Below are 22044 nucleotides of genomic sequence, written 5' to 3' on the forward strand. Positions count from 1 at the left end.
GGGGCTAACCCTTCTTCCATAGGCTCAAACCCTTTTTTAAACACGTTGTTACAGGTGAGTAAAACTGAGCTACAATGAAAGCCCCACCCCGAAAACACCTTAGGATCCCGCCATGCGAATACGAACTCTCCGCTTCACCTGTCTTCTGAGCGCCGTGTTAGCGGCTGCTTGTACTGCTCCGGTTGTTGCTCAGCACCCAATTGCATTTGATGTTCGAGTTCTGACAATCGATTCCAATGAAGGCTGTGATATTGCCGACGTTGACGGTGATGGACTGCTGGATGTTATTGCAGGACGAAATTGGTATCGCAATGGTGATTGGATTCCGAGGCCTGTGCGTTTGATAGAAGATCGTGACGGCTATGTTCGCAGCAATGGTGAGTGGGCGTATGACGTCAATCACGATGGGCATGTAGATATAATCTCGATGGACTTTGTGCAGCGAACCGTTTACTGGTACGAGAATCCGGGGCCTGAAGGGCTGCAACGAGGCCTAGTCTGGACGCAGCATGCATTGGTGGATACGGGATACGAAACCAATGAGACCAGCTACTTGATCGATATCAATCAGGATGGCACGCCAGAGTGGATTTCCGATCAATGGAACAAGTCGAATCCTTTAATGGTCTGGTCCTTTGGCAATAGACCTGCCTCGGGGGCCGAGACCGTTGCTGCAGACACCAAGGCCGCGGCAAAGCCCACGTTGAGTGGACATCGGATTGGAGATTCGACAGGGCATGGTATCGGCTTTGGCGACCTGAACAACGATGGTCGCATGGACATCATGGTTGGTACAGGTTGGTACGAAGGCCCCGAAGGCGATCCCCTGACGCAGCGTTGGAGGTTTCATGCAAGTTGGGATGTGCAAGGAGCTTGTCCAATGATCATTCATGATTTCAATGGCGATAAGATTAGTGACGTGATCGTTAGCAAAGCGCATGGCTTTGGGATTCATTTCTGGAAAGGCTTAGGGAATGATGCGAGTGGCGAGCCTCAGTTTGAAGAGCAGTTGATTGATGAGAGTTACTCGCAGGCGCACTGTTTGCATCTCGTGGACCTGGATGGTGATGGAAAGCCTGAGTTGGTAACTGGCAAGCGAGTTCGAGCGCACAATGGTCGAGATCCCGGTGGGACTCGGCCGCCGATCATGAAGTATTATGTTTGGAACCAGAAGTCAGGCAGTTTTGATGATTATGTTATCGATCAAGGGTCTGTCGGAATTGGGCTGCAGATTCGAACTGCTGATCTGGATGGCGACGGCGATATGGACATCGTGGTGGCTGGGAAAGAGGGGACACAGATTCTGTTTAGCAGGTTAAAGAAATAGGTAATAGCGCCATAGCGTTAGGCGGCTTAAGTTTGTCGTCCCGCCCAGTTCGTAGTCTAAGTTTGAGGCGGCAGTGCGTGTTAAGTTGTACTGCTTAGCGAATCTCTGCTCATTCTCCGCATTACTCACGTCGCATGGATAACGTCCAAGTACACATCTGTGCGGTTCCGATGGTGAGGGTAAGAAGTTTTGTTCCTGCTGACTCAGCGTGTTGCTACTTCTTGATCGTTGCCTTTTCCCTCAGGATGCGGTTTCTACTTCAAACTTAAAACTGCATGGATGCTGGAATGCGTAAAGCGTCGGATCAACTTAATCGGCGACAAATCCTGGGTAGTATCGCTGGCGCAACGTCCGCAGCGGTTGCTGCCAAATCTTCGTCTGCGCAGCCAAACGACAGCATTCCGAGTTTCGCTTTGGTTCGTCCGAAAGATTCGATCCATAAACAGCGAGCGCGTGCGGATTATCACCAAAGCATGCGAGAGTTCGGTGGTTCGCTATCATCTACGATTCCGCCAGACCTAGCGGCTGGGAATCAAGGCCAGTTCCACTTCGACGTAATGATTGTAGGTTCAGGCTACGGGGCGTCCATTATGGCAGCTAGGTTGGCTCAACGCATGCGGCCTGGCGTTCGGTTAGGCATGATGGAGCGCGGGACCGAATGGCGTCCGGGCGACTTTCCCGATACGTTGGGAGATGCGGCCAAGCAGGCAAGGTTAAAGCCGTTGGGGCTTAACCGGCGAACTTTGCAAAACCCGACTGGTCTGTACAACATTGTTCAGACCGACGAACTGATGATCATCGCAGGCAGCGGATTGGGCGGCTGTTCGTTGGTTAACGCCAATGTTGCCTTGAAGCCCGACCGCGAGGTGTTCATGCAGCATCAATGGCCGTTAGCACTTCAAGATCGCGATGCGCTGGAACCCTATTACGAGCGTTCGGCCTGGGAACTGGGTGTTCAATACGACATCATCGATCTTTCCAAGAAGATGCGAGCGCAGCGACTGGCTGCCGAACGCTTGTCGGATCTGGGTTGCCATTTCGAGGCGGCGGGACTCACGATCACTCGGCACAGTCTGGGGCAACATTTACCGATCCTTAATCGCCAAAACGTGCTGCAGCGAAGTTGTATCGACTGCGGCGACTGCATGATCGGTTGTAACGTGGGTGCGAAGAACACATTGGCGATGAACTATCTGCCTGTTGCAAGGCGGCATGGTGCCCAGCTATTTACGCATTGTGAAGTTCGTCAAATTCATCGTCGCCACAATCATTATGTTATCGAGTACTTGCATCATGATCGCGGTCCGGCTGGTGATGTTTATACTACCCGTCGCTTTGTAACTACGCGCATGATTGTTCTGGGAGCTGGCAGCTTGGGTTCCACCGAGATATTGCTGCGTTCGCAGGATAGTGGGCTGTGCTGCTCTCCGTCCTTGGGACACCACTGGACCGCGAATGGAGACGCATTAGGCTTCGTCGACAATTCCACTTTATCGCCGTCGGCCGCAGGAACCGCTGCTTATACAACCAAGCAATGCGGACCAGGACCAACGATCCAAAGCAACCTGACGTATCCTTATCGTCCCCGTTTGCACGACCGAGTTCTGATCCAGGAAGGAGCAATCGCAAGCGTCTATACCAAGATTGTGCAGGGACTGTTTTTAGATTTGAAGCAAGAGTCAACCTTGCCGTTGCTAGGTATGGGGCATGATGGCCAGTTAGGGCGTGTCGTGTTGCATGAAGATGGAAACGCCAATGTCCTGTGGCCTGGATTGCTGAAAAGTGCATACCGGGAAAAGATCCGGCAGGAGTTTGCGTTGGTCGCGAAAGCTCATGGCGGCAAGTATCGACATTTGCATCCGCCGCACGATCGCATGATCACTGTGCATCCATTGGGCGGTTGCTCGATGAGCGATGACCCTCGGCATGGAGTGGTGGATCACCGCGGGCGTGTTTATGATCTGAGCAGCGGCGGTGATTTGGATTCCAGAGGCGATTACATGACGTATCCTGGATTGTATGTGTGTGATGGGTCCATGTATCCCACTGCGATTGCAGTGAATCCATTCTTTACAATCGCTGCGATGGCTGAACGCAATGCGCAACTTCTGGTGATGCAACCGGAGTTCGCGGAGCTGTTTGAGCTGTGACGCGAGCTGAGTCCGCCTGAAGGCGGTACTACGAACTGAGTCCGCCTGAAGACGGGAGTGAGAGCTACGAAGTTTTGTTTCAGCGAACGGTGTTGCTGTTCAACGCGATGGCTTATTGCGGCTTGTGGTGGTCGGCTGAGGTTCGCTCGATGCGCGTCAAAAAAAAAGCGGGCGTTGATAGACTCAACGCCCGCTCTTAGGATTCACTAATCTAGAAGACGGTACACACCAAGTCGGCTTAGCGATCGTCTTTCAGTTTGTTAGCAATCGATTTCGCTTTTTCTAAATGCTGCTTGGCTTCGTCTTTCGCTTCGCGGACCAAGGTTTGGAACTCTTGATCGCCATGGTTTTCGAAAGCCTTCAGTTCGGCCAGCATTCCCATGTGGGCAACGATCTGTTGTCCTGTGAACGCCATATCAAACTCAGAACCTTTGTGATTCTGCAGCATTTCTTTCGTCATTTGTTGCTGGTTCTCGCAAACTTCCTCCATGATGGAGACTAGTTTCGAGTCGACGCCACGGCCATCGCTCCAGCTCTTGCTAGATGAGTCGCCAGCGGTGTTTTGGTTTACTTGCAAGCTATTTTGCTGCGGTTGGTTGCCGCCAGCTTGTGCTTGGTTGCCCAATTGGTTCGCTGGATTGTTGGAGTTCAAATTTCGGTTGTCCGAGCCCGTCTGTGGAGAGCGGTCTTGGTTATCCTTATTGGAAGACCCCTTTGCGCTTTCCAGCTTGCTAACGAGCTTGGAATGTGAATCGACCATCTTCTGCGCGAAGTCTTTCACTTCTTGGCTTTGCGCATGTTGTTGCGCTAGCTTGGCAATTTCAATCTCGCCTTTATTTTTTTGGATTAAGGCTTTGGTCAAGATCTTTTGAACATCTTGTGACTGCTGCCCATCGCGTTGTTGCGTGTTACTGCCAACATTGCTGCTGGAAGGTTGACCTGCATTTGGAAGTGTGGTGGAAGGCACTGTAGTACCCGGTGTTGTTTGCAAGCCTTGTGTCGAAGGCTGTGTTTGCAGGTTGCGGGTATCCTGTCCTTGGTTGCCTGGTTGGATCAAACGATTGTCTTGAACTGTCTGACCTGGCTTGAATTCTTGAGCGGGTGCCAAGCTAGTAAAGCCTGCGATACAGCATGAGCACAATGTGAAAATCAGTTGCTTCTTCATGAGTCTACCTCTTTATGAAACGTAATGTTTGGAAACGACATGGTAGGCTTACTAGTGCAATGGCAATACCGTTCCAACCTAAAGCTTCGATTTAGTCGATAAACGATGGTACACAAGCAGAAGTCGCTTATACACTGTGATCCCACGAGCGATTACGTATGTGCTTCGTGTGGTCTAGCTCAAGACATGTGGGATGGTGATGGTAGGTGATTGAACGATAGCGATCGTCAATGCGACGAAAGCGCTCTCGGGTGGCAGGCATTCGAACAGTTTCTTATCGCTAGATTAAGAATAGGTGAAGCGAGACTCTGTGAGCATCCATCGGTTCACACTCAATGGTACGTTGAGCAACTAGTCGTGAAGTTCAGCGAGCGGGCGACACAGCCGTTGATTCAGCGAAACGCCAGAACACAGGCTCTGCTTTCCCCGCAACTTCTTGTAACCATTGTCTTTGAAGGGGCGAGGTCCCCAGTTCGATCAATGCGCGAATGTCTTTGATCAACGTTTCCTTGCTACCATAGTAGGAATGGCCGAGCATGCTGGTGTCGATCTGCGAGACATCGACCGTAACGATACCTTGAAACGTCCGCATGTCTTGGCTGGAGAGGCCAAGCCGCGCGACTTTGTGAACGGCCATCGAAGCCAATAGTGCTCGATCACCAGAAGATGTATAGAGCGTAACTTGGTTGGCCGCTTGATGGATGGGCACGCGATAACGAGTTTCAAATTGACCAACGTCCACATCTGGTGCCGCGAGAACGACTTGGTCTAGCATGGGCTGAGCGGACGGGTATCGCAAAGTAAGCCTTTCGACGGCCCCCAGCAGAACTCGGTTGCCCATACTATGCACAATGACATGCACTCGCTGGGCTTGTGTGCGCTCATGGATACCCAATAGCAGTTTTTCCAGGTGTACTACGCTCCATTCCGCGTTCTCTTGGTCCGTTAGATAGCCGGTGAGTCGGCCTGTTGAAGGCCAAGAGTACAGCATCGGTACGCCGTCGAACTCGATATCAGATGCGAGCTGCGCGGTTCTGAGCAACGCGTCCTCGAACGCTACGTTGTATCCGTGAATAAAAACTAACACGGAAGAACGCCGAGCTTCTTCGACGCTATTCTTCATAGAGGAAAAGAAGTTCTCTTCGTCAAGCGGTTCCATTTGCCGAACCATCACATGTTTGTCAGCCGACTCTTTGAACTCAAACAGCAACGCACTGGGACGCTCGACTTTTCCGGTTTCATGATTGGGAGGCAGCGTGACAAGCGCTCGACCGTAGTTCATCGGATCGCGGCCGGACTGATCATTGCGTAGTCCACTGAAGATCACTCCACCTAAGCTCGACAATCGGTCCGCCTGATAGTATCGTTGCAAGGTCTTGATGGAGACGATGCCGCACAGCAGCAAGCACCCTAAAGTTGCGAATCCCCACAACCAACGTGGCCGCAAATTGATGAAGCCGAGAACGGCGACGACGGTACCGATGATCGTGATGAACATTGGGACCAAGACAGGGTACCAGAAGCTGAATGACCACGGCACGATTTCGCGTCGATCGGTGGCATAGTACAGTTCGACCTTGCTGCGATCCACAGGCGGCAAGTCCGCATGTGATTCAGCGGCGGCGACCATTGGACCGCTGGCTAGTTCCTCTGTTGACATTTCCGGAGGTGCCGCGAACTGCAATTCGTTCTCGGCGGTCGTACTAGGCAAGCTCCCTCGTCGCTCAGCATAGCTCGGTGCAGCGATTTCGAACGCACCACTTGGTTTGTCCAACGTCAGCGAACCCGTTGCAGTGGTCGCTGGTGTCGAATTGCTATCGAATGCAAATGGGATCAATTCGCTTTGAGGAGCCGTTGGCGGGACCACTTTGCTGGCGGATGGCACAACGCCGACCAAGTCCGCTTGGTGTACAGGCTTGCTGGCCACCGCTTCGTCTGCCACCATAGGAGCTTCGATCGAAGACTGGCTCGTTTTCTCGGGCTGGGACGCGTAAGGCAGCATCAATCCACCCGCGGCCACCGTTGCAGCCGCTCCGGCCACCCAGATTGCGACCGCTCGTCCCATTCGACTTAGCTGACGCTTGGTTATACTACGCGAGCAGGTTGAGTTTATCATCATGATTATTGAAAGACCAAGCGTTCAAGACTGGCGTTCATTCAGAACATGTTTCGACGCAATAGCCTGCATTTGTCGACAGACCGGCGTGGTACTCTATAACGGTTATGTCGGTTGAGTGGGAGGCTGGGATGAGCATTCCCAGAAAGAATTTTGAGAAACGCGGAGAATTATTGAAGATGGAGCACTATCAGTTTCTGACAGCGGCATGGCAACGGATGCGCGGCTGCTTGCCCAGTCTGGTGGTGACCGATGTCGTGTACAAAACGCTTTCGTTTATTGTGCTCACACCGCTCTTTTCCTTGCTGGTCCGAGGAGTGCTGTCGGTCGGTGGCAGCGACGTATTATCGGATATTGATATCGCGATGTTCTTTGCCGGACCCTATGGCGTATTGAGCGTGATTCTATTAGGTTCGGTTTGGTTTAGCTTAATAGCGCTCGAACAAGCCTCCTTGCTGTCGATCTTGTCCACGAAAGTTTGTCAAAGGCGGCTGCATGTGGTCCGCGCGTTACGATTTTCGTTTTCTCGATCGGTGGCCATCTTACGTGTGACACGCCGCTTGGTCACTTCGACCCTGATCGCGGTCGCGCCGATTTTCATCGTGGCGGGGTTGGTTTACTATTGGTTATTGACTGAGTTCGATATCAACTTCTACTTGAAGGAACGTCCAACGGAGTTCAAGGTGGCTGTTGGGATTGGAGCGATACTCAGCGTAATTCTCGGCTGGGTTCTGTTGCGACTGCTATCCAGTTGGTATTTTGCGTTGCCCTTGGTTTTGTTTGAAGAGGTGCCTCCGAATAAAGCGATGGCACAAAGTCGACGGCTGGTTCGCGATAAGCGCTGGCAAGTGATCGCTTGGATTGGCATGTGGCTAGCAATCGTCGGTATCTTGAATCTTGCAGGTATCTTGGTTGTAGCGGGCGCGACGCAGTTGCTGGTGCCAGCGCGGGTCAGTTCTCTTGCGATTTTAGCTAGCCAGATAGGGCTGCTCATCTTTATTACTGCCGCGATTGGCTTTGTTGTGAACATCTTCACGGCGATTACATTTGCGGGCTTGCTGTTTCAAGGCTACAAGACACTGAACTCGGTCAGCGATAGCTATTTGGATCATCTACCGGTGCAAAGCCCAAGCGGCGTACTGGCGAATTACCGGCTTACACGTCCTAGGGTTACGGCCATTCTACTCATTGGCACAATGTGTTCCGCACTGTTGGGTTTTACCAGTTTAAGCACCATTCAGATCAATGATAATGTGGATGTCATGGCACATCGCGGAGCGTCGATCGCGGCACCAGAGAATACTCTGGCAGCAGTTCAGCAAGCGATTTTGGATGGCGCTCACTGGGTCGAGATCGATGTCCAGGAAACCGCAGATGGCGAGGTTGTGGTGATCCACGATAGCGACTTTATGAAGCTCGCGGGCAACCCCATCAAGATCTGGGACGCAACCTACGAAATGCTGCAAGACATTGACATTGGCAGTTGGCGCGGCGAACAATTTAGCGACCAGCGGGTGCCGACGCTGCGTCAAGTCCTTGAGGCTTGTCGTGGCAAAATCGGAGTGATGATTGAATTGAAGTATTATGGCCGAGATCAGCAGTTAGAAGAACGCGTGATCCAAATTGTCGAAGAGACGCAGATGACCAACCGCGTAATGATCATGTCGCTCAAGCCATCAGGGATCCAAAAGGTGAAACGGCTAAGGCCCAATTGGAAATGCGGTCTCTTGCTGTCTGTTGCTGTTGGGAACATCCAGCGAATTGATGCCGACTTTCTTGCGGTTAATGCTCAGTTTGTCGATCGTGCTTTCGTTCGACGTGTTCATAATGCAAAGAAGGAAGTCTTTGTATGGACGGTCAACGATGCCGCCACGATGTCGGTCATGATGAACCGTGGGGTCGATGGCATTCTTACCGATCGCCCTGATCTGGCTCGCAGCGTGTTGAGCCACCGCGCCGAGATGAGTAACGCCGAGCGACTGCTGGCCGAAGTGGCGATTCGGCTGGGCGTTCAACAAAGAATTGATCCGCAATAACCGTTCAGGCTGCCGCTGACACGCGGTTGCAGCAGCTCAAGCAAGCTTTAAGCTGAAAGCCTTATCGGCTCGCAGTGCGCGCCGAATAGAGCACGAAGGCTTTAGGGTCATCGATGATGAATGGCGTGCTCCAAGTACGTCCGTCTTCTTTATTGACCGAATTGTAGAAGAACGTTCGGACTCGTTCGCAACGATATCCGTAGGGGAACGACGAAGTAACATAGTCATCGCGAGTTAGATCGCCGACGCCGGGACGTGCAAAATAGTGAACCATACCATCTGCGGAGAAAGACAAACCTAAAGTCCACCAGCCCATTTGGGGGATATCGGGTCCTCGCACATCGCCACCATTTTGATTGGCACGGACTCGGAAGTAAGCGTGACGTTCCATTTTGCCTTCTTGATTCTTGCGATATTCCATCAAGATGAACAAGCCAGGCCAATAGATTTCGTTTTCCTCTTTAGGTCCCGCGAAAATGAATTTCCCCTTCTCCATCTTGGTCGTTTCAATAGCCGAGCGGAATGAGAAGTGAGGGCCGACGCGGTTCTCCCACTCGTCCAGCGGCGGCATATAGACGCGAGTGGTAAAGCTGGGGCACTGAGCCGCAGGAATCGGCCCGCCGGTTCGATATTGAACGTTCGCAATAAAATCGTCTTGTTGAACTTCGTTGCTGATTTTCCCTGGTACGCCTGTCAGACGTGACTGCAGCAGCAATGCGCCTTCGCTGCCGATCAAGCCGCCCGGCGGGGTAGGAACACGTTTCACGATATCTGGATAGCCACGTTTTGCCCCTTCAAACCAACGCCCGTTTGCACTTTTGCCCAGTGGCAAACGTTGTTGTTTATCGATCTCTTCACTGCTCTTGAGACCGTTGGGATGAAAGATCCAATTTGGGTCTTCGAAGTCGTCGCCGCATTGCGTAAGTTGTTGTCCGCTACCGGGCACGACTACGTTCGATGGAGGCGCGGCAAACGTGATACTGACAAGACCGCCCGCCGTAAGCGAAGCGATCGAGCGAAACAACCTTTGGCACAAGCGGTTCATTGGGCAACCTTCCTTGGTTTTGGAAATCGGCGCGAGAAGAATTAGATTCAATTTACGTATCGGTCCAAAAGCTATCGGCCTGTGCGAACAATTGTTTCAATCGATAAGGACGCTCCATTTTGCCCTGTTTGCCATCCAGGCCGATACAGGTCAAGCAAGCAAGGGGCAAGCGTCGGAATCTTTATTCGAGGCGACACGAAAGGCGAAGGAGAAGTCGGCGGGAATGCAGCGAACTGGTCCTGTAAGCCGGGCAACTTCTCAGGTAAAATCTCGCCAGGTTATTTTATGGACAACCAAAACCCGTTTCGCCTCCTCGCTTTGAAGACAGCTCACTCGTGATACAACCCTTGGTTCTCATCGCTCAAGCTTCCTCGCCCGAAGGCGAATCGTTTTTGCAGATCATCTTCAGCGGTGGCTTGTTCGGTATCGGTATCATGATCGTGCTGATCTCGCTGTCGCTGTTAGCTGGTTACCTCGTGATCGATCAATCGATGGCGCTGCGACGCCAAGAAGTCATCCCGGATGATTTCACGGAAGCGGTGCGTCAATTGCTGGCTCAAGGGCGTTTAAAGGAAGCCGATCAGTTATGTCGACAAAAGCCATCGCCGTTGGCTTTCATTGTTGCCAGCGGGATATCGGAGGTCGAATTTGGTTGGCCTGCGGTGGAGAAGGCGATGGAGGAATCGACGGCCGAGCAGGCGTCGCGATTGTATCGACGCATCGAGTATTTATCCGTGCTGGGGAATATCGCGCCGATGCTGGGTTTGTTGGGGACCGTTGGCGGGATGATCGTCGCGTTTCGTCAAGTTGCCGTGTCGCAGGGAACCGCAGGGGCTGGCGATCTCGCTCAAGGTATTTACTCTGCGCTGGTCACGACGGTCGCTGGATTGTTGATCGCAATCCCGTCGCTGGCTGCGTTCGCTTTGCTGCGAAATCGTTTAGATCAGTTGGTTGCTGAAGCGGTCTACACAGCTCAACAAGTATTTCAGCCGATCCGCAGGCGATTACCCGGTGCCTTGCCTCCTCGCACGCCGACCGCTCCAAAGCAGTAGTGGTAAGGCGAATGGCAGTAACTATTTTACCGTAATGGGACTCGGCAGAATTCCATTTACACTCCGGGGATTCTGGCGAATCCCACTACACTGGGTACGTTCTCGGCCGCTCGCCTAATCGAAACTCATTTGCCCTTCAAGCCGCTGGAGTGCTCAGCGTGAAGAATCCTACTTTGGTTTACAATATGGTTGTTGTGGCCTTGCTGGCGGCTTTGGCGTTACGGTTGGTTTTGGTGGCGGTCTTGGTAGCCATGTTCGTGCTCCCTTGTTTTGCGATCTGCGTTTCGCGTTGGCGACGTTGCCAACGTTGGTCACACAGTTACCTCTGAAGGGAAACCGCATCCAGCCGATTCATGGAAGAATTCGGTCGGTTTTCGAGACGATGGTACCTGCCCCCATAGAGCCGTCGAGTTCGCTACAATAGCGAACTATGGCAAGTGAGGCGTCCATGTCAATCGTGGCCTCAGACTATCAATTGACTTGAAACGTTTTGCCAGAAAATTCAACTGTCCGTCGAGTGCATGACCAAATGTGTCACAAGGGACCTTTAGTCTCTCCGCGATGCGAATCCCACGTGGTTCACCCGTTGGCAAGTAGATCTGGATCGTCTAAGCGGTTGCAGTAGTCACCTCGGCCCCTATCGGTAGGAAAAATGAAGCGAGCTAGCATATCCGAACCGTGCAGGGTTTGCTAGACTGAGCGGCTTTGCTCAGAAGCGTATCGCGATCTGGAGATCACAACGAAAATGCCGAAACTAACTGAATACCTGCACACAGCAGCGGCGGCCGAATACATCGGTGTCGCTCAGAACACGCTTCGCAAATGGGCGGCGCGCGGTGACATTCCAATGCACCGGAATCCAGCCAACGGATATCGACTGTTCAAGCGATCTGACTTGGACACGTTTTTGACGAAGACGGCCAAGCCAGTTAGGCCATTGAAGATCAATCATCCAAAATGAAGGGTTGCCGCAGACTCAGCCCAAGAACTAACAACTCACAATTGGTCTCAACAAATGGCTCTCTCGCTATACAAACCCAAACTCGACAACCTCGCATCCGACATCTGGAAATCGGCCGAGCGGCTGCGGGGAAAGTTCAAGTCCTACGAGTGTCAAAGCGTCATTCTGCCCATCATCGTCATCCGCCGTTTGGAGTGCATGCTGATCGATGCCCGGAAGCAGTTCGAAAAGGAACCGAAATCGGTTGGCAACAAACGGCATCGTATCACCGACACCCACCGCGCGTGGATCGAGAAGCGTTACACCAAAGGTTGGGCCAAAGGTTACGCCGACGAGCAAGTCAAAATCTTCCGTCGCGAAGAGTTCGCTTACCACAAGGTCAGCGTCGTCTTCTGGCAGACCGATGCGCACGACCAACCCGCCATCATCACCGAGCCTTACGAGAAGACCTTCACCGCCGCGAACGTGAAGAAGGAACAGGACTTCCACGAGAGCGATCTGACCTTTCGCGTGCGGGTGAAAGCCAAGGGCAAAGAGAAGGCCATCGAGTTCACCGTCAAGGCGAAGGACAACGCATCCAAGAAGTTCAAGGAAGCCTTGGCCGACGCCGACGAAACACTTTCTGTTGAATGGACGCACCGGCACTACGTGCAGGACGATGAATACATCCCGCACGGCGAGGACATTGCGGCCTTCCTGAAACGTGAAATCGCCAAGCCGATCATTCGCTGGGAGGAGACCAAGGATAAAGCGACCGGCGAGCCGATTCTCGGCTATGAAATCCTGCCAAACAAATACTTCTACCGCTACCAAGCACCCACGCCCGCCGACGAATTGCTCGCCGAGTTCTGGGGACTGGAAAAGGAGGCCGAGAAAATGCTGAAAGGGTTGGCGAAATGAAACAGAAGAAAAAGAGCACTCCATCTGACCTGGTGATCAGTGACGACTACCGACAGTTCATCGAGGAGCTGAAAAACCGCGTCGCAAACGCCCGCATCTCCGCAGCCCGGCGGCTGAATCAGGACTTGATCTTGCTGTATTGGGACATCGGTCGAGGGATTGTCGAGAAGCAAAAATCGCTGGGCTGGGGCGAATCCGTTGTGGAGACGGTTGCTGTCGATTTACGGCGGGCTTTTCCCTCGATGACCGGATTCTCCCCGCGTAATGTCTGGGATATGCGACGTCTTTATGAAGCTTACGCAAATCTCGAATTTTTGGAACAAACTGTTCCAGGAAGTAAGCAGCCCAACTCAAGCCTAATTCTGCGACAACCTGTCGCAGAATTGAGTGGATCCAAAAAAAGGCCAAAACCTGATCGCTACTTTGATAGCGATGCGACGATTCAATTTCTGCGACAACTTGTTTCAGAAATTCCCTGGGGGCAAAACCTGCTCATCCTGAACAAGCTCACCGATCCCGCCGCCCGTCTTTGGTATCTCCGCGCCACCGCCCATTTCGGCTGGTCGCGGAATTTGCTGCTCAACCAAATCAAGGCAAACGCTTTCGAACGTGCCGTATCGGAGAAGAAAACGCACAACTTCGATCTGGCCTTGCCGGAGCACTTTGCCGAGCAAGCCGACGAGATGCTGAAGAGTTCTTATAGCCTCGAATTTCTTGGGCTGAAACGGGCAGTGCGGGAACGGGAACTCGAAGACCGCCTGATCTCGCGGCTGCAAGCCTTTCTGCTGGAACTGGGTTACGGCTTCTGCTTCGTGGGTCGGCAGCACCGCGTCGCCGTCGGGAAAAAAGAGTACTTCATCGACCTGCTGTTCTACCATCGTTTCCTCAAAGCGCTAATCGCCTTCGATCTGAAAGTCGGCCCCTTCGAGCCGGAGTACGCGGGCAAGATGGATTTCTATTTGAATGTGCTCAACGATCAGGAACGCGGGCCCGATGATCAGCCTTCCATCGGCATCATCCTGTGTGCGGAGAAGGACGATGTGGAAGTCGAGTACGCACTGCGATCCAAGGCCAATCCCATCGGCGTCGCGGTTTACGAGCTACAGTCGAAACTGCCCGGCGACCTGAAAGGCAAACTGCCAACCGCCAAACAACTCGCCGATGTCGTGCGGGTGGAAATGGACGGTGGGAAGTGAATAACAGCCAGAAAATCAAGCGCAGTGTTAGTCGAATAGTCTGATTCAATTTCGCCCGGACGCAGCACGACTTGAAGTCGCCAACATTGGGGTAGCATTGTTTTGCGCACAGCAAGAGTTCTTTGGAGTGAAGCTATCCAATGAAAATCGCCGCATCAGCCAGATGTTTGGACGTGGCGACCGGGATTTCGTTCGCTTGCGAACCAGCAAGGATGCACTCGAAGAATGTTTGCTCGATTCGAAGCGATCGATACGTAATATCGAGGATCTCGACAAACTTGCGTCATTGCAAGTAAATCAGATTCGTATGACAAAGTTCATGCCTTGCCGCGTGACACCTGCACCAAATGAAGATCTAACGCGACTGTTCGACGAGCTCGTCGGAACGAAGCCTACCCCAACAAGCCAAGACACGAAGTTGTTTCCGACTCTTGAATCGCTTTTTACACGAATCGAGTCCGAGGGACGTGCTGTGCTCAACTACAGTACGAAACTCCCCGTATTTGGTCAAGAATTCAAAGTCCCTTTCGCACTCCAAAACGGTGCATTCCATTTGTTGCAGCCTGTAACATTTGCAGCAGATATCCATTGAACTACTCAGCTTGCGACTGAACTGGCGAAAATAGAAGCCAAAACTTTTGAATTTCTGACGCTCATGGCTCCGCTTGGCAACTGTGGCAAACCTTATCTTTCTATGTGTAGGAATTCCCGGAAGCCCGTCCAAAGGACGAGTTCGAGTTTAAGATTTCCCGGATACGACCGCGACGAAAGTCGTAATTGGAAAACGCCCCAGGTCAACGCGAGCGGTCTGCTCAGTTGGCACTTATTGCTTTCGAGCTCGTTCCAGCATTTGCGACAAGTTCTTGAGTCGGGGGTCATCGCCGATGGAGAATCGCAGGTTATCCAGCTCGTCCGAAGCGAACTCCAAATCACCTGCTGCAATGGCGGTGGCGACGATGTCGATGCGCAGCGTTGCATCACCGGCTTTGCGTCGCGAAGCTTCCTTCAAAAAGCTCAAGGCAGCCTGCAGGTCCCCTCTGCCCTTCGCAATTTGAGCTAGATAGAGGGAGCGATTCGGATCCAAACGTGGCATTTTCTCTGCGGCCTGTTCGGCTCGACTGATAAGCCTCTCATGTGTGATGGGAAAACTCTTTTTGTTAATCACATTGCTCACACCCAGCAGTTGAGCGGGATCGTCGTTGAACAGGTCGATTGGGATTTGGTCATCGGGATACCACTCAGTCAACAACTTAGCAATACGAGTCGCCATGCCGCGGTTACCCTGCAGGGTCGAAGCAAGTAGCTTAAGAGCTTGTTCTTGTCGGCCGCTGGCATGCTCGATAGCCGCAATTTGGATCTGAAAGCTTGGTCGATGCACTGAGATGCGATGTAGTCGATTGGCCAGCAACGCAAGTTCTTCTTCTTGCGCGTCGAAGCTGAGCAGATAGATGCCGTAACTGATTCGCCAGTCGAGCGGGCTGTTCACGACGGCTTGTCGTAACAAGTCGCGTGTCTTTTGCCAACGAGCCTTTTGCCGAGGAGAGACGAAGAATTCATCCACCTTCTCGGGATCGTCAGCCAGTTTCGCGAGACTGATGTGCGTTATCGTCGGAGTGGACAGCGAAGCCGCTTGGCTGCGGGGCACTTTCAAGGCCGCTTCCAAATCGTCGGCCCGCGTACGTTGGTATTCGTTCAAGACAGCAAACGCAATAATTCGAAGCGCATCAGGTGCATTCTGTAAATCCTTGCTGCTCTTGCCCCAGATGCCAGCAGTCAAGACGCTAGGATTTGCCGCACGTTTTGCAGCCGGCAGTCGAATTTGCCGCGAAGTCCACAGTCGCATTCGATCGCCGCGGGCCAGCAGGTCCAGCGAAGGAAGCGAATAGCACATGCTGACACACAGCAAGATCATCGTTGTGACGGCGAGTACAATACTGCCTTGTACCGGCATGCCAGCAGCGTTCAATTGCCGCAGGGACGTGGAGTTCTCTGCAGCAATGGATCGTAGTGAAGTGCCCGCTGGAGTAGGAGCTGAGCCTTCCGTTGGTGCAGGCTCGACAGCTTGACTCACATCGCGCAAGCGGCGAGTAGATCGACTGGATGAACTACTACGAGAGGAACTGCGTGAGCGACGGCTCGAAGTTCGCGAGCTCGATCGCTGCGTATCCTCCAATTCGGAACTCCCGTATAACGCTCCTAAAAGCAGCGCTGCTGTCACAAAGCACGCTGGTATGATCATTGAGAAATCGAAGAAGCTGTGCAAGCCGACCGAAAGGAACAACGCTAAACTAGCGACGCGAGCGGCGCCCAGTCGGACCATGCGATGATCGGCTTGGTTCAAGTTCGACTTGGGCCACATCAAATAAATGAACGTTGCTAACATTCCCAAAATCGCTAGCACGCCAACCCAGCCCAAGCCTACGACGGACTCCCAATATAAACTTTCTGCATTGTAAAACCAGACATTGGAAGACTGGGTTTGGAATGGCAAGTGAGCGTAGTGGAAAGTCCCCAGCCCGCTGCCAGTCGACATGAAGAATGCCGATGCTGAAGCCGCAAAGCTCCAGATCAAGCGCCGTCCCATCTCGAAATCCTCATCCCAAATCGACTTATCCAATCGCTCTCGCAATCGGTCATCAAGCTCGAACCAAAAGAGGAAAGACGCTCCTACGGCGAGTATGATCGCTGCCACGATCACGCGGCCAAAGCTGACGCCGCTGCCAGTCGACATCAAAAAGACCGCTCCGACGGCTACTACCGCGCCAATGGAAGCTCCTCGCGATGCTGTAGAAAACACTGAGGCCATGAGGAATGCAGATGCCATGACCGTTGCAATCTGCAAAGTGGTTAATTGACCAATCGATAGCTCGATTCGACTGAGCACTTTTTCCCAGCCCGATGCCTGCATGTTCGCATAGCGTTGGTCCACTCGTTGGCGACTGCCTTTGCTGAAAGCCCAAGCGGTCAAACCCAAGGACGCGGATAGGCAGATATTGAGATAACAACCACCTGAGTTCCGCGATACGAATGGCCCAAAGGTTGAACCTTTACCTAGCCCCAAAGAGTTCGCACTGTTCCATGACAGCAAGCTAGCCACGCCAAACATTGCCACCGCAACGCCGACAATGGTCACGCCGCCTAAAACCCAAGGCAAACCATTGTTGCTAGAAAAGTAAACGCGTCCAAACCAGATAAGTGCTCCAACCAACGCGATCATACCGATGGCGGCCTTGGTATGCAGTGGCTCGATGCTCCATGCCAGTTTGTGCGACTTCAGCTCCTCGGGCAAGAACGTATTGATGACTGCGTCTGAATGCGGTTTCAAATCAAGTCGCTGCTGCACGGACGGAATTGCTTCACCTAAATAAAGCCGTTGCAGGCGAATGGAATTTGGCCCCGTGTCTCCACCTTCGATGCTATAAAGCGGAAGCGCCTGGACGAAACTCCACGCCGCAATGATCAAGAACAAAAACGTTGGCAATGGAGGGAAAACGTTGACGATTTCCCGCGGCGATTTGGTCGTTTCGCGGCTAACACCCGATTTAGGACGCTGAGCCAGATACTTCCAAATTACTCCTATTCCCGCTAGCACGCAGACCATGATCGAAGCCATCAAATAGACATGCTGCGAAGTCCAATCCACCGTACCGTAGTACCAAGGAACCGTGGCGACAAGAACTAGCAACAAGAGCCGAAAAAACAGCAAGAACTTATCGACTGGCTCGGTCCGCTCAGCCTTCGAAGATCGATCCTTCCGCAGCCAGGAGGATTTGTAGTCAAAGTTCGACACTATATTTTCGAGTTTGGACGCAAGAGGATGGGGCAGCACGTACCGCGACAGGAATACATTTGTTCGCTACTTTAGTTTAACCCGTGAAAGGTGACTAGTCCCGCTTAAAGTGGGCATAGGCACACAGTTTAGGTGCTAATGGCGTTGGCGTTGAGCGAGTTGTAACTATTGTGACGATCCATAAAAGATGCCCAGACCGCACAGTTTTCGGAAAACCACACCGGCCGGCAGCAGTTACGCAAGCGCTAACAGAATCGCTTGCGCCAACAATATTTTTAAGACCATCGCCAGCGGATAGACCGAAGCGTAACCCACATTGGGGGAATCATTACCCGCCTGTTGTGTTCCAAACGAAAGCAGGGCTGGCTGCGTTTGGATTCCCGCGACGACCCCTAGCATCACGCTCATCGGGATGCGCAGCAAACGGTGACCAATCAGAAGGACAGCCGTTATCGAGACAAATACAATGAGCCAAGAGATCAGCATCAAGGCCCAACCTCCTGATAGCAGTGTTGTCACAAATGCGTTACCAGCTCGCGTTCCAACGCCAGCCAAAAACATCACCATGCCGATTTGTCGAAGGGTAAGGTTGGCACTATATGGCAATGTCCATACCAACGGACCGCTGCGTCCCGCCCAGCCCAAGACCAACGCTACGATCAATGGCCCACCTGCAATACCCAGCTTCAATTCAAAACCCTCGGGAGCTGGCATCGGAATCTGTCCCAACACAAATCCAATCAGCAAACCTAGGCTTAGCGAAAAGAAATCAATCTCACTCAATGCCTTATAAGAATCGCCCAGATAAGCGGACAACGATTTCATGTTCGCTTTAGGTGCCACTACACGCAATCGATCGCCTGGTTCCAAGATAAATTCCGCAGTGGCAAGGTAATCGTGATCACCACGACGTACGCGAGTCACGATCGCTTCGAATTTTTGAATCAGATCAAGATCTTTGATCCGACGCCCGAAGTGTTCATTCTTCGATAAGAAGATTCTCCGGTTGTCATAATGTCCGCGATCTTCGCCCAGTACGATGTCGGGTTCAACCCGTCCCAAAAACTCGACGACCGGAGCTACATCTTCCTCTGTCCCGATGACGCTGACTAAGTCTCCTTGATTAAGGCACGTATTGCGGTGCACCAATGATTCTTCCTCACCACGCAACCGGCGTCCCAGCAATGATCGCCAACCGTTCCCCGCAAACAACACGCCGATTGGCAGTTGTCCAAGGTCTGTGCGTTCCACTCGCACCGTTAGATTCTTGATCTCTTCGCCTGCGGCCCCTAAGGCGATCAAACTTTTCGCTTCGCTGGCGAAATCAGTCTTCAACAACTTAGTCACCAGTCGAATTGAGACAATCACTGCGATGATGCTCATGGGATAAGCGATCGAATAACCTACGATCGGTTCTGCGATCGCCAGTTCGTCACCTCCACGGTGCGAAATCATTTCCGTCAAAGCGGCTAGGGCGGGCGTGTTTGTGAGGCAACCAGCAAACAGACCAGCCGCTGTGGAAGCCGACAACGGCATGAGCTTGGCCGTCAAAACAATCGCGATGGCGATCAGCACGATCATCGCGGATGTGACAATGAGGCTGGGGATACCATTCTTCAAAGTGCGAAAGAATGTTGGCCCGCAGCTCAAACCGACTGTGTACACAAAGAGTACCAAGCCGAACTCGTACAAGTCAGTAGGTATGCGCAGGCTAGGATCGATTGCTCCAGCAATTAGTCCTACGAAGAGAACCGTGGAGATACCTAAAGTGCGTCGAATGATCGGAATTCGTTCCAAGCAGCAACCTACTGCTACGACCAAGAACAGCAACCACAGTGGTTGTTCCTTCATGGATTCGATCATTGAATAAGCAAACTCTCCATAATGTTCGACATCGCCAGGCCGCTAACCTCCGACGCCAAAGTCTCCGGTTACGTTTCCTGCATAAGTACCCAGCCGTATCAGGACCTCGTCCGCGTCCTTGGGGTCCATACCATGTTCGTGCAGTGTCTCGAGCAGATGTTGGCAAAACAGGGTGAAGTCTTGGCGACGGATGCCGCGGCCATGATGAGCGGCGATCAGCTTGCGACTTGGATATTCCACCGGTCCACCCATCGCGATCGCGAAGAACTCGTGCTGCATCTTGATCAGTTTAGAAATATCCGACTTTTCAAAAAAAGGTGCCAGTTGAGCGTCGCTTAGTACGCGTTGATAAAACGCCTGCAACATTTCCTGGACCTTTTCTTCGCCGCCCATGCGTTCGTAAAGAGAACTTGTCGGTTGATTCATCAGTCTGACCTTTCTGCGAAATGCATCGTGATGCACTTTGATGGAGATGCAAGATAATAAAGAATGCGGACAAATTGCAATCTTCAAGCCTGCATTTTACCGATTCGTGCTGGCCGTCAATTCGTCGATCCCTAAACTGCCATCAGCTTGACTGCCGCTTAAGCGTCCTAGCGATAGTCTAGCGACCCACTGTGTGCCATTAAGCGATAACGTCTCAAGCTTATGCGCAGCTTAAAATTTTTTCTTCATTTCTAGCTGGGGGCCAGAACTACGCCCCCAATTGGCTTGTTCCACTGCAGCTTAGGATTCGCAGGCTAGACTGCAATAAGTTATAGTACGCTTACACCACGTTCCGCCCGTCATCCCCGCCAAACTTGTCCTTTATGTCCAACTCTCTATTTCCCTATGCTGGTCCCTTGTCCCCTCAAGCACGCTGGGGATTGGTGTTCGTCCTCGCGATTGCCCAGAGCTTGATTGGGGCTGGAACAGCGTTCAAGGCTGTTGCGGAAGACGCATTCCTTAGCCAATTGATTGGTCTTGGGACGGAGATGGTGCGCAAAGAATCGCTTCGAATCGATTTTCGCCCTTTGATATCCGCCGATAAAGCAGACTCTGGCCTCGAATCGCAAATAGAAGTCCAGTTGATGCTGGATGTGGAAAACGTTTCGGCCAGCAAAAGCTTGCCACTGGAGATTTTGAAACCCGTCCAAGCGACACTTTCACGACTGCAACTGGACAGCAAGAGCATCAGCTTTGAAGCGTTCGCTATGAACGCCAGCGAGTTAGAAGCAGAGTACGGGTTGCTTTGGGAACAGTCCGAAGAAGTTCACCGATGCCGCTTTGAAACCTTGATAGCACCAGGCAAACACCGGTTGGAGCTGACACTTCGGATCCCTGTTCTCAGTCGGACAGCAAGTCGGTATCGCTTTCGATATGTCAAGCTGGCGGAAGCGGGCAACCTTGCAACACCGTTGCAATTGTTGGTCTATACGCCGGATCACTGGCAGACGGAAGTGGATGGAGAATTGGTCTCCAGTAAGCCGAAGTACGAAAACGATTTTCGATCGCTGCGCGGCCAAGATACAATCGAGATCGTCGCCATTAAGAATCACCTTTGGGAGCTTGCAAGCACCATTGCGGCCGACACCAAGATTTATGAATTTGATCGTCGTTTCTCGATCACGGGCTGGTTGTTTCACGCGGCAGTCATTGTCATGAGTTGCTTGTCTGCGATCGTCGTCTGGTTTCAGGGTGGCAAGCCCATCGCCTACATGAGCCTCCTGAGTTGCGGCATGTTATCCGTGCTTGGGCTGACGGCCGGATTTGCATTGCCCGCCAGTTCCAACCAGATGCGAGTTGTACGGCAGCAAGACCACGACCAACTGATCATGCTTGCCAATCGACTGCTGCTCATGCAATGGGCGACGGCGGCCGACGAGCCCGCGCCCTACTTGCTGAGTTTGATGCGACAGGGAAGTTTGAACGGGATGGCCACGTGCTTTCGGACCGAATCGTCTGCGAACAAAACCAGTGCGCAGGAGAATGCTCGCGAGCAGTACTATGTAGTGCTGCGCGATGGCCCAGAGTCGCTGAGTTTGTATCAGTTGCAGCAGACTGACGATGGGCAAATGCGAGCAGCGCTGCTCGCGACCGATCCGGTGCCTACGAACCTTGCCACCAAACAGCGAATTGAGCCCCGCGAGATTTCGCCGACCGACTCAATCTTGTTAGAGCAGTTGTTGAAGTAAAAAAGGGGGACGTTTGGCCCTCTTGGCAGCTACGGCGTCCGATTAGGATTGTCGAAGCGAATCAATCTGCTATGTTTTGCGGTCTAGACTGTTTACTGAACCACTCCAGGCGAATTTGCCGTTCAACGCTAAATCGTTCTACCAATCCGCTCGCGGAATTGTTTCGCAAACCGATTGCTGCTGTCATACGAAACTCGTAATTCAGCTGCTGACGTTTAGACGACTTGTTCAACGATAACGCCGACCAACAACGGCCAGAACATTTCTGC

16 protein-coding genes are annotated in these 22044 nt (G+C 52.4%); 10 read left to right on the top strand and 6 right to left on the bottom strand.

The window, feature by feature from the left end; all coding sequences use genetic code 11:
- Positions 1-112 precede the first annotated feature (112 nt).
- Complete coding sequence (locus tag SH302x_RS10770) at positions 113-1327, top strand: FG-GAP repeat domain-containing protein (protein ID WP_479368719.1); 1215 nt, start codon at positions 113-115, stop codon at positions 1325-1327.
- 287 nt (positions 1328-1614) lie between these two features.
- Positions 1615-3477 (top strand): GMC family oxidoreductase N-terminal domain-containing protein, encoded by a 1863-nt coding sequence (locus SH302x_RS10775; protein WP_479368720.1) that lies wholly within the window; start codon positions 1615-1617, stop codon positions 3475-3477.
- A 238-nt stretch (positions 3478-3715) separates the two neighbouring features.
- Here the strand turns inward: SH302x_RS10775 and SH302x_RS10780 are convergent, their stop codons facing one another.
- Positions 3716-4642, bottom strand: a complete 927-nt coding sequence (locus SH302x_RS10780) for a DUF4142 domain-containing protein (protein WP_479368721.1) — start codon at positions 4640-4642, stop codon at positions 3716-3718.
- A gap of 364 nt (positions 4643-5006) precedes the next feature.
- Positions 5007-6761 (bottom strand): alpha/beta hydrolase, encoded by a 1755-nt coding sequence (locus SH302x_RS10785; RefSeq protein WP_479368722.1) that lies wholly within the window; start codon positions 6759-6761, stop codon positions 5007-5009.
- 128 nt (positions 6762-6889) lie between these two features.
- Here SH302x_RS10785 and SH302x_RS10790 point away from each other — a divergent pair, with 128 nt between their 5' ends.
- Complete coding sequence (locus SH302x_RS10790) at positions 6890-8794, top strand: glycerophosphodiester phosphodiesterase family protein (RefSeq protein ID WP_479368723.1); 1905 nt, start codon at positions 6890-6892, stop codon at positions 8792-8794.
- Between the two features lie 61 nt (positions 8795-8855).
- On the opposite strand, the gene SH302x_RS10795 is transcribed toward SH302x_RS10790, so the two are convergent.
- Complete coding sequence (locus SH302x_RS10795; RefSeq protein WP_479368724.1) at positions 8856-9839, bottom strand: hypothetical protein; 984 nt, start codon at positions 9837-9839, stop codon at positions 8856-8858.
- A 335-nt stretch (positions 9840-10174) separates the two neighbouring features.
- Here SH302x_RS10795 and SH302x_RS10800 point away from each other — a divergent pair, with 335 nt between their 5' ends.
- The 6 genes from SH302x_RS10800 to SH302x_RS10825 all read left to right on the top strand — a co-directional run bounded on the left by SH302x_RS10800 (position 10175) and on the right by SH302x_RS10825 (position 14540).
- On the top strand, positions 10175-10891 hold the full coding sequence (locus SH302x_RS10800) for a MotA/TolQ/ExbB proton channel family protein (RefSeq protein ID WP_479368725.1): 717 nt from the start codon (positions 10175-10177) through the stop codon (positions 10889-10891).
- 158 nt (positions 10892-11049) lie between these two features.
- Complete coding sequence (locus tag SH302x_RS10805) at positions 11050-11220, top strand: hypothetical protein (protein WP_479368726.1); 171 nt, start codon at positions 11050-11052, stop codon at positions 11218-11220.
- 416 nt (positions 11221-11636) lie between these two features.
- Complete coding sequence (locus tag SH302x_RS10810; protein ID WP_479368727.1) at positions 11637-11852, top strand: helix-turn-helix domain-containing protein; 216 nt, start codon at positions 11637-11639, stop codon at positions 11850-11852.
- Positions 11853-11906: 54 nt separating this feature from the next.
- The gene (locus SH302x_RS10815) at positions 11907-12752 is read left to right on the top strand and encodes a type I restriction-modification system subunit M N-terminal domain-containing protein (RefSeq protein WP_479368728.1); all 846 of its coding nucleotides are present in this window, start codon (positions 11907-11909) and stop codon (positions 12750-12752) included.
- A complete protein-coding gene (locus SH302x_RS10820; RefSeq protein WP_479368729.1) occupies positions 12749-13948 on the top strand; it encodes a PDDEXK nuclease domain-containing protein in 1200 nt (399 codons plus the stop codon). The genes SH302x_RS10815 and SH302x_RS10820 overlap by 4 nt, the downstream gene beginning before the upstream one ends.
- A gap of 43 nt (positions 13949-13991) precedes the next feature.
- The gene (locus SH302x_RS10825; protein ID WP_479369263.1) at positions 13992-14540 is read left to right on the top strand and encodes a DUF3037 domain-containing protein; all 549 of its coding nucleotides are present in this window, start codon (positions 13992-13994) and stop codon (positions 14538-14540) included.
- 231 nt (positions 14541-14771) lie between these two features.
- On the opposite strand, the gene SH302x_RS10830 is transcribed toward SH302x_RS10825, so the two are convergent.
- From SH302x_RS10830 to SH302x_RS10840, 3 genes are all read right to left on the bottom strand, one after another.
- Positions 14772-17738, bottom strand: coding sequence for an O-antigen ligase family protein (locus tag SH302x_RS10830; protein WP_479368730.1), 2967 nt, complete (start codon positions 17736-17738; stop codon positions 14772-14774).
- 234 nt (positions 17739-17972) lie between these two features.
- Positions 17973-19589, bottom strand: coding sequence for an aspartate:alanine exchanger family transporter (locus SH302x_RS10835; protein ID WP_479368731.1), 1617 nt, complete (start codon positions 19587-19589; stop codon positions 17973-17975).
- 54 nt (positions 19590-19643) lie between these two features.
- Positions 19644-20027: a group I truncated hemoglobin gene (locus SH302x_RS10840; RefSeq protein WP_479368732.1), complete on the bottom strand. Its 384-nt coding sequence runs from the start codon at positions 20025-20027 to the stop codon at positions 19644-19646.
- 383 nt (positions 20028-20410) lie between these two features.
- Here SH302x_RS10840 and SH302x_RS10845 point away from each other — a divergent pair, with 383 nt between their 5' ends.
- Positions 20411-21775, top strand: coding sequence for a hypothetical protein (locus SH302x_RS10845; RefSeq protein ID WP_479368733.1), 1365 nt, complete (start codon positions 20411-20413; stop codon positions 21773-21775).
- The last annotated feature ends 269 nt before the right edge of the window (positions 21776-22044 follow it).

It is taken from the genome of Njordella calcicola, from assembly GCF_056494125.1.

What these genes read in the sequence shown, in the direction of transcription:
- SH302x_RS10820 (WP_479368729.1), top strand. Translation starts at nt 12,749, where the DNA reads ATGAAACAGAAGAAAAAGAGCACTCCATCTGACCTGGTGATCAGTGAC.
- SH302x_RS10785 (WP_479368722.1), bottom strand. Translation starts at nt 6,761, where the DNA reads ATGATGATAAACTCAACCTGCTCGCGTAGTATAACCAAGCGTCAGCTA.
- SH302x_RS10815 (WP_479368728.1), top strand. Translation starts at nt 11,907, where the DNA reads ATGGCTCTCTCGCTATACAAACCCAAACTCGACAACCTCGCATCCGAC.
- SH302x_RS10810 (WP_479368727.1), top strand. Translation starts at nt 11,637, where the DNA reads ATGCCGAAACTAACTGAATACCTGCACACAGCAGCGGCGGCCGAATAC.
- SH302x_RS10845 (WP_479368733.1), top strand. Translation starts at nt 20,411, where the DNA reads ATGTCCAACTCTCTATTTCCCTATGCTGGTCCCTTGTCCCCTCAAGCA.
- SH302x_RS10770 (WP_479368719.1), top strand. Translation starts at nt 113, where the DNA reads ATGCGAATACGAACTCTCCGCTTCACCTGTCTTCTGAGCGCCGTGTTA.
- SH302x_RS10795 (WP_479368724.1), bottom strand. Translation starts at nt 9,839, where the DNA reads ATGAACCGCTTGTGCCAAAGGTTGTTTCGCTCGATCGCTTCGCTTACG.
- SH302x_RS10835 (WP_479368731.1), bottom strand. Translation starts at nt 19,589, where the DNA reads ATGAAGGAACAACCACTGTGGTTGCTGTTCTTGGTCGTAGCAGTAGGT.
- SH302x_RS10840 (WP_479368732.1), bottom strand. Translation starts at nt 20,027, where the DNA reads ATGAATCAACCGACAAGTTCTCTTTACGAACGCATGGGCGGCGAAGAA.
- SH302x_RS10775 (WP_479368720.1), top strand. Translation starts at nt 1,615, where the DNA reads ATGCGTAAAGCGTCGGATCAACTTAATCGGCGACAAATCCTGGGTAGT.
- SH302x_RS10790 (WP_479368723.1), top strand. Translation starts at nt 6,890, where the DNA reads ATGAGCATTCCCAGAAAGAATTTTGAGAAACGCGGAGAATTATTGAAG.
- SH302x_RS10780 (WP_479368721.1), bottom strand. Translation starts at nt 4,642, where the DNA reads ATGAAGAAGCAACTGATTTTCACATTGTGCTCATGCTGTATCGCAGGC.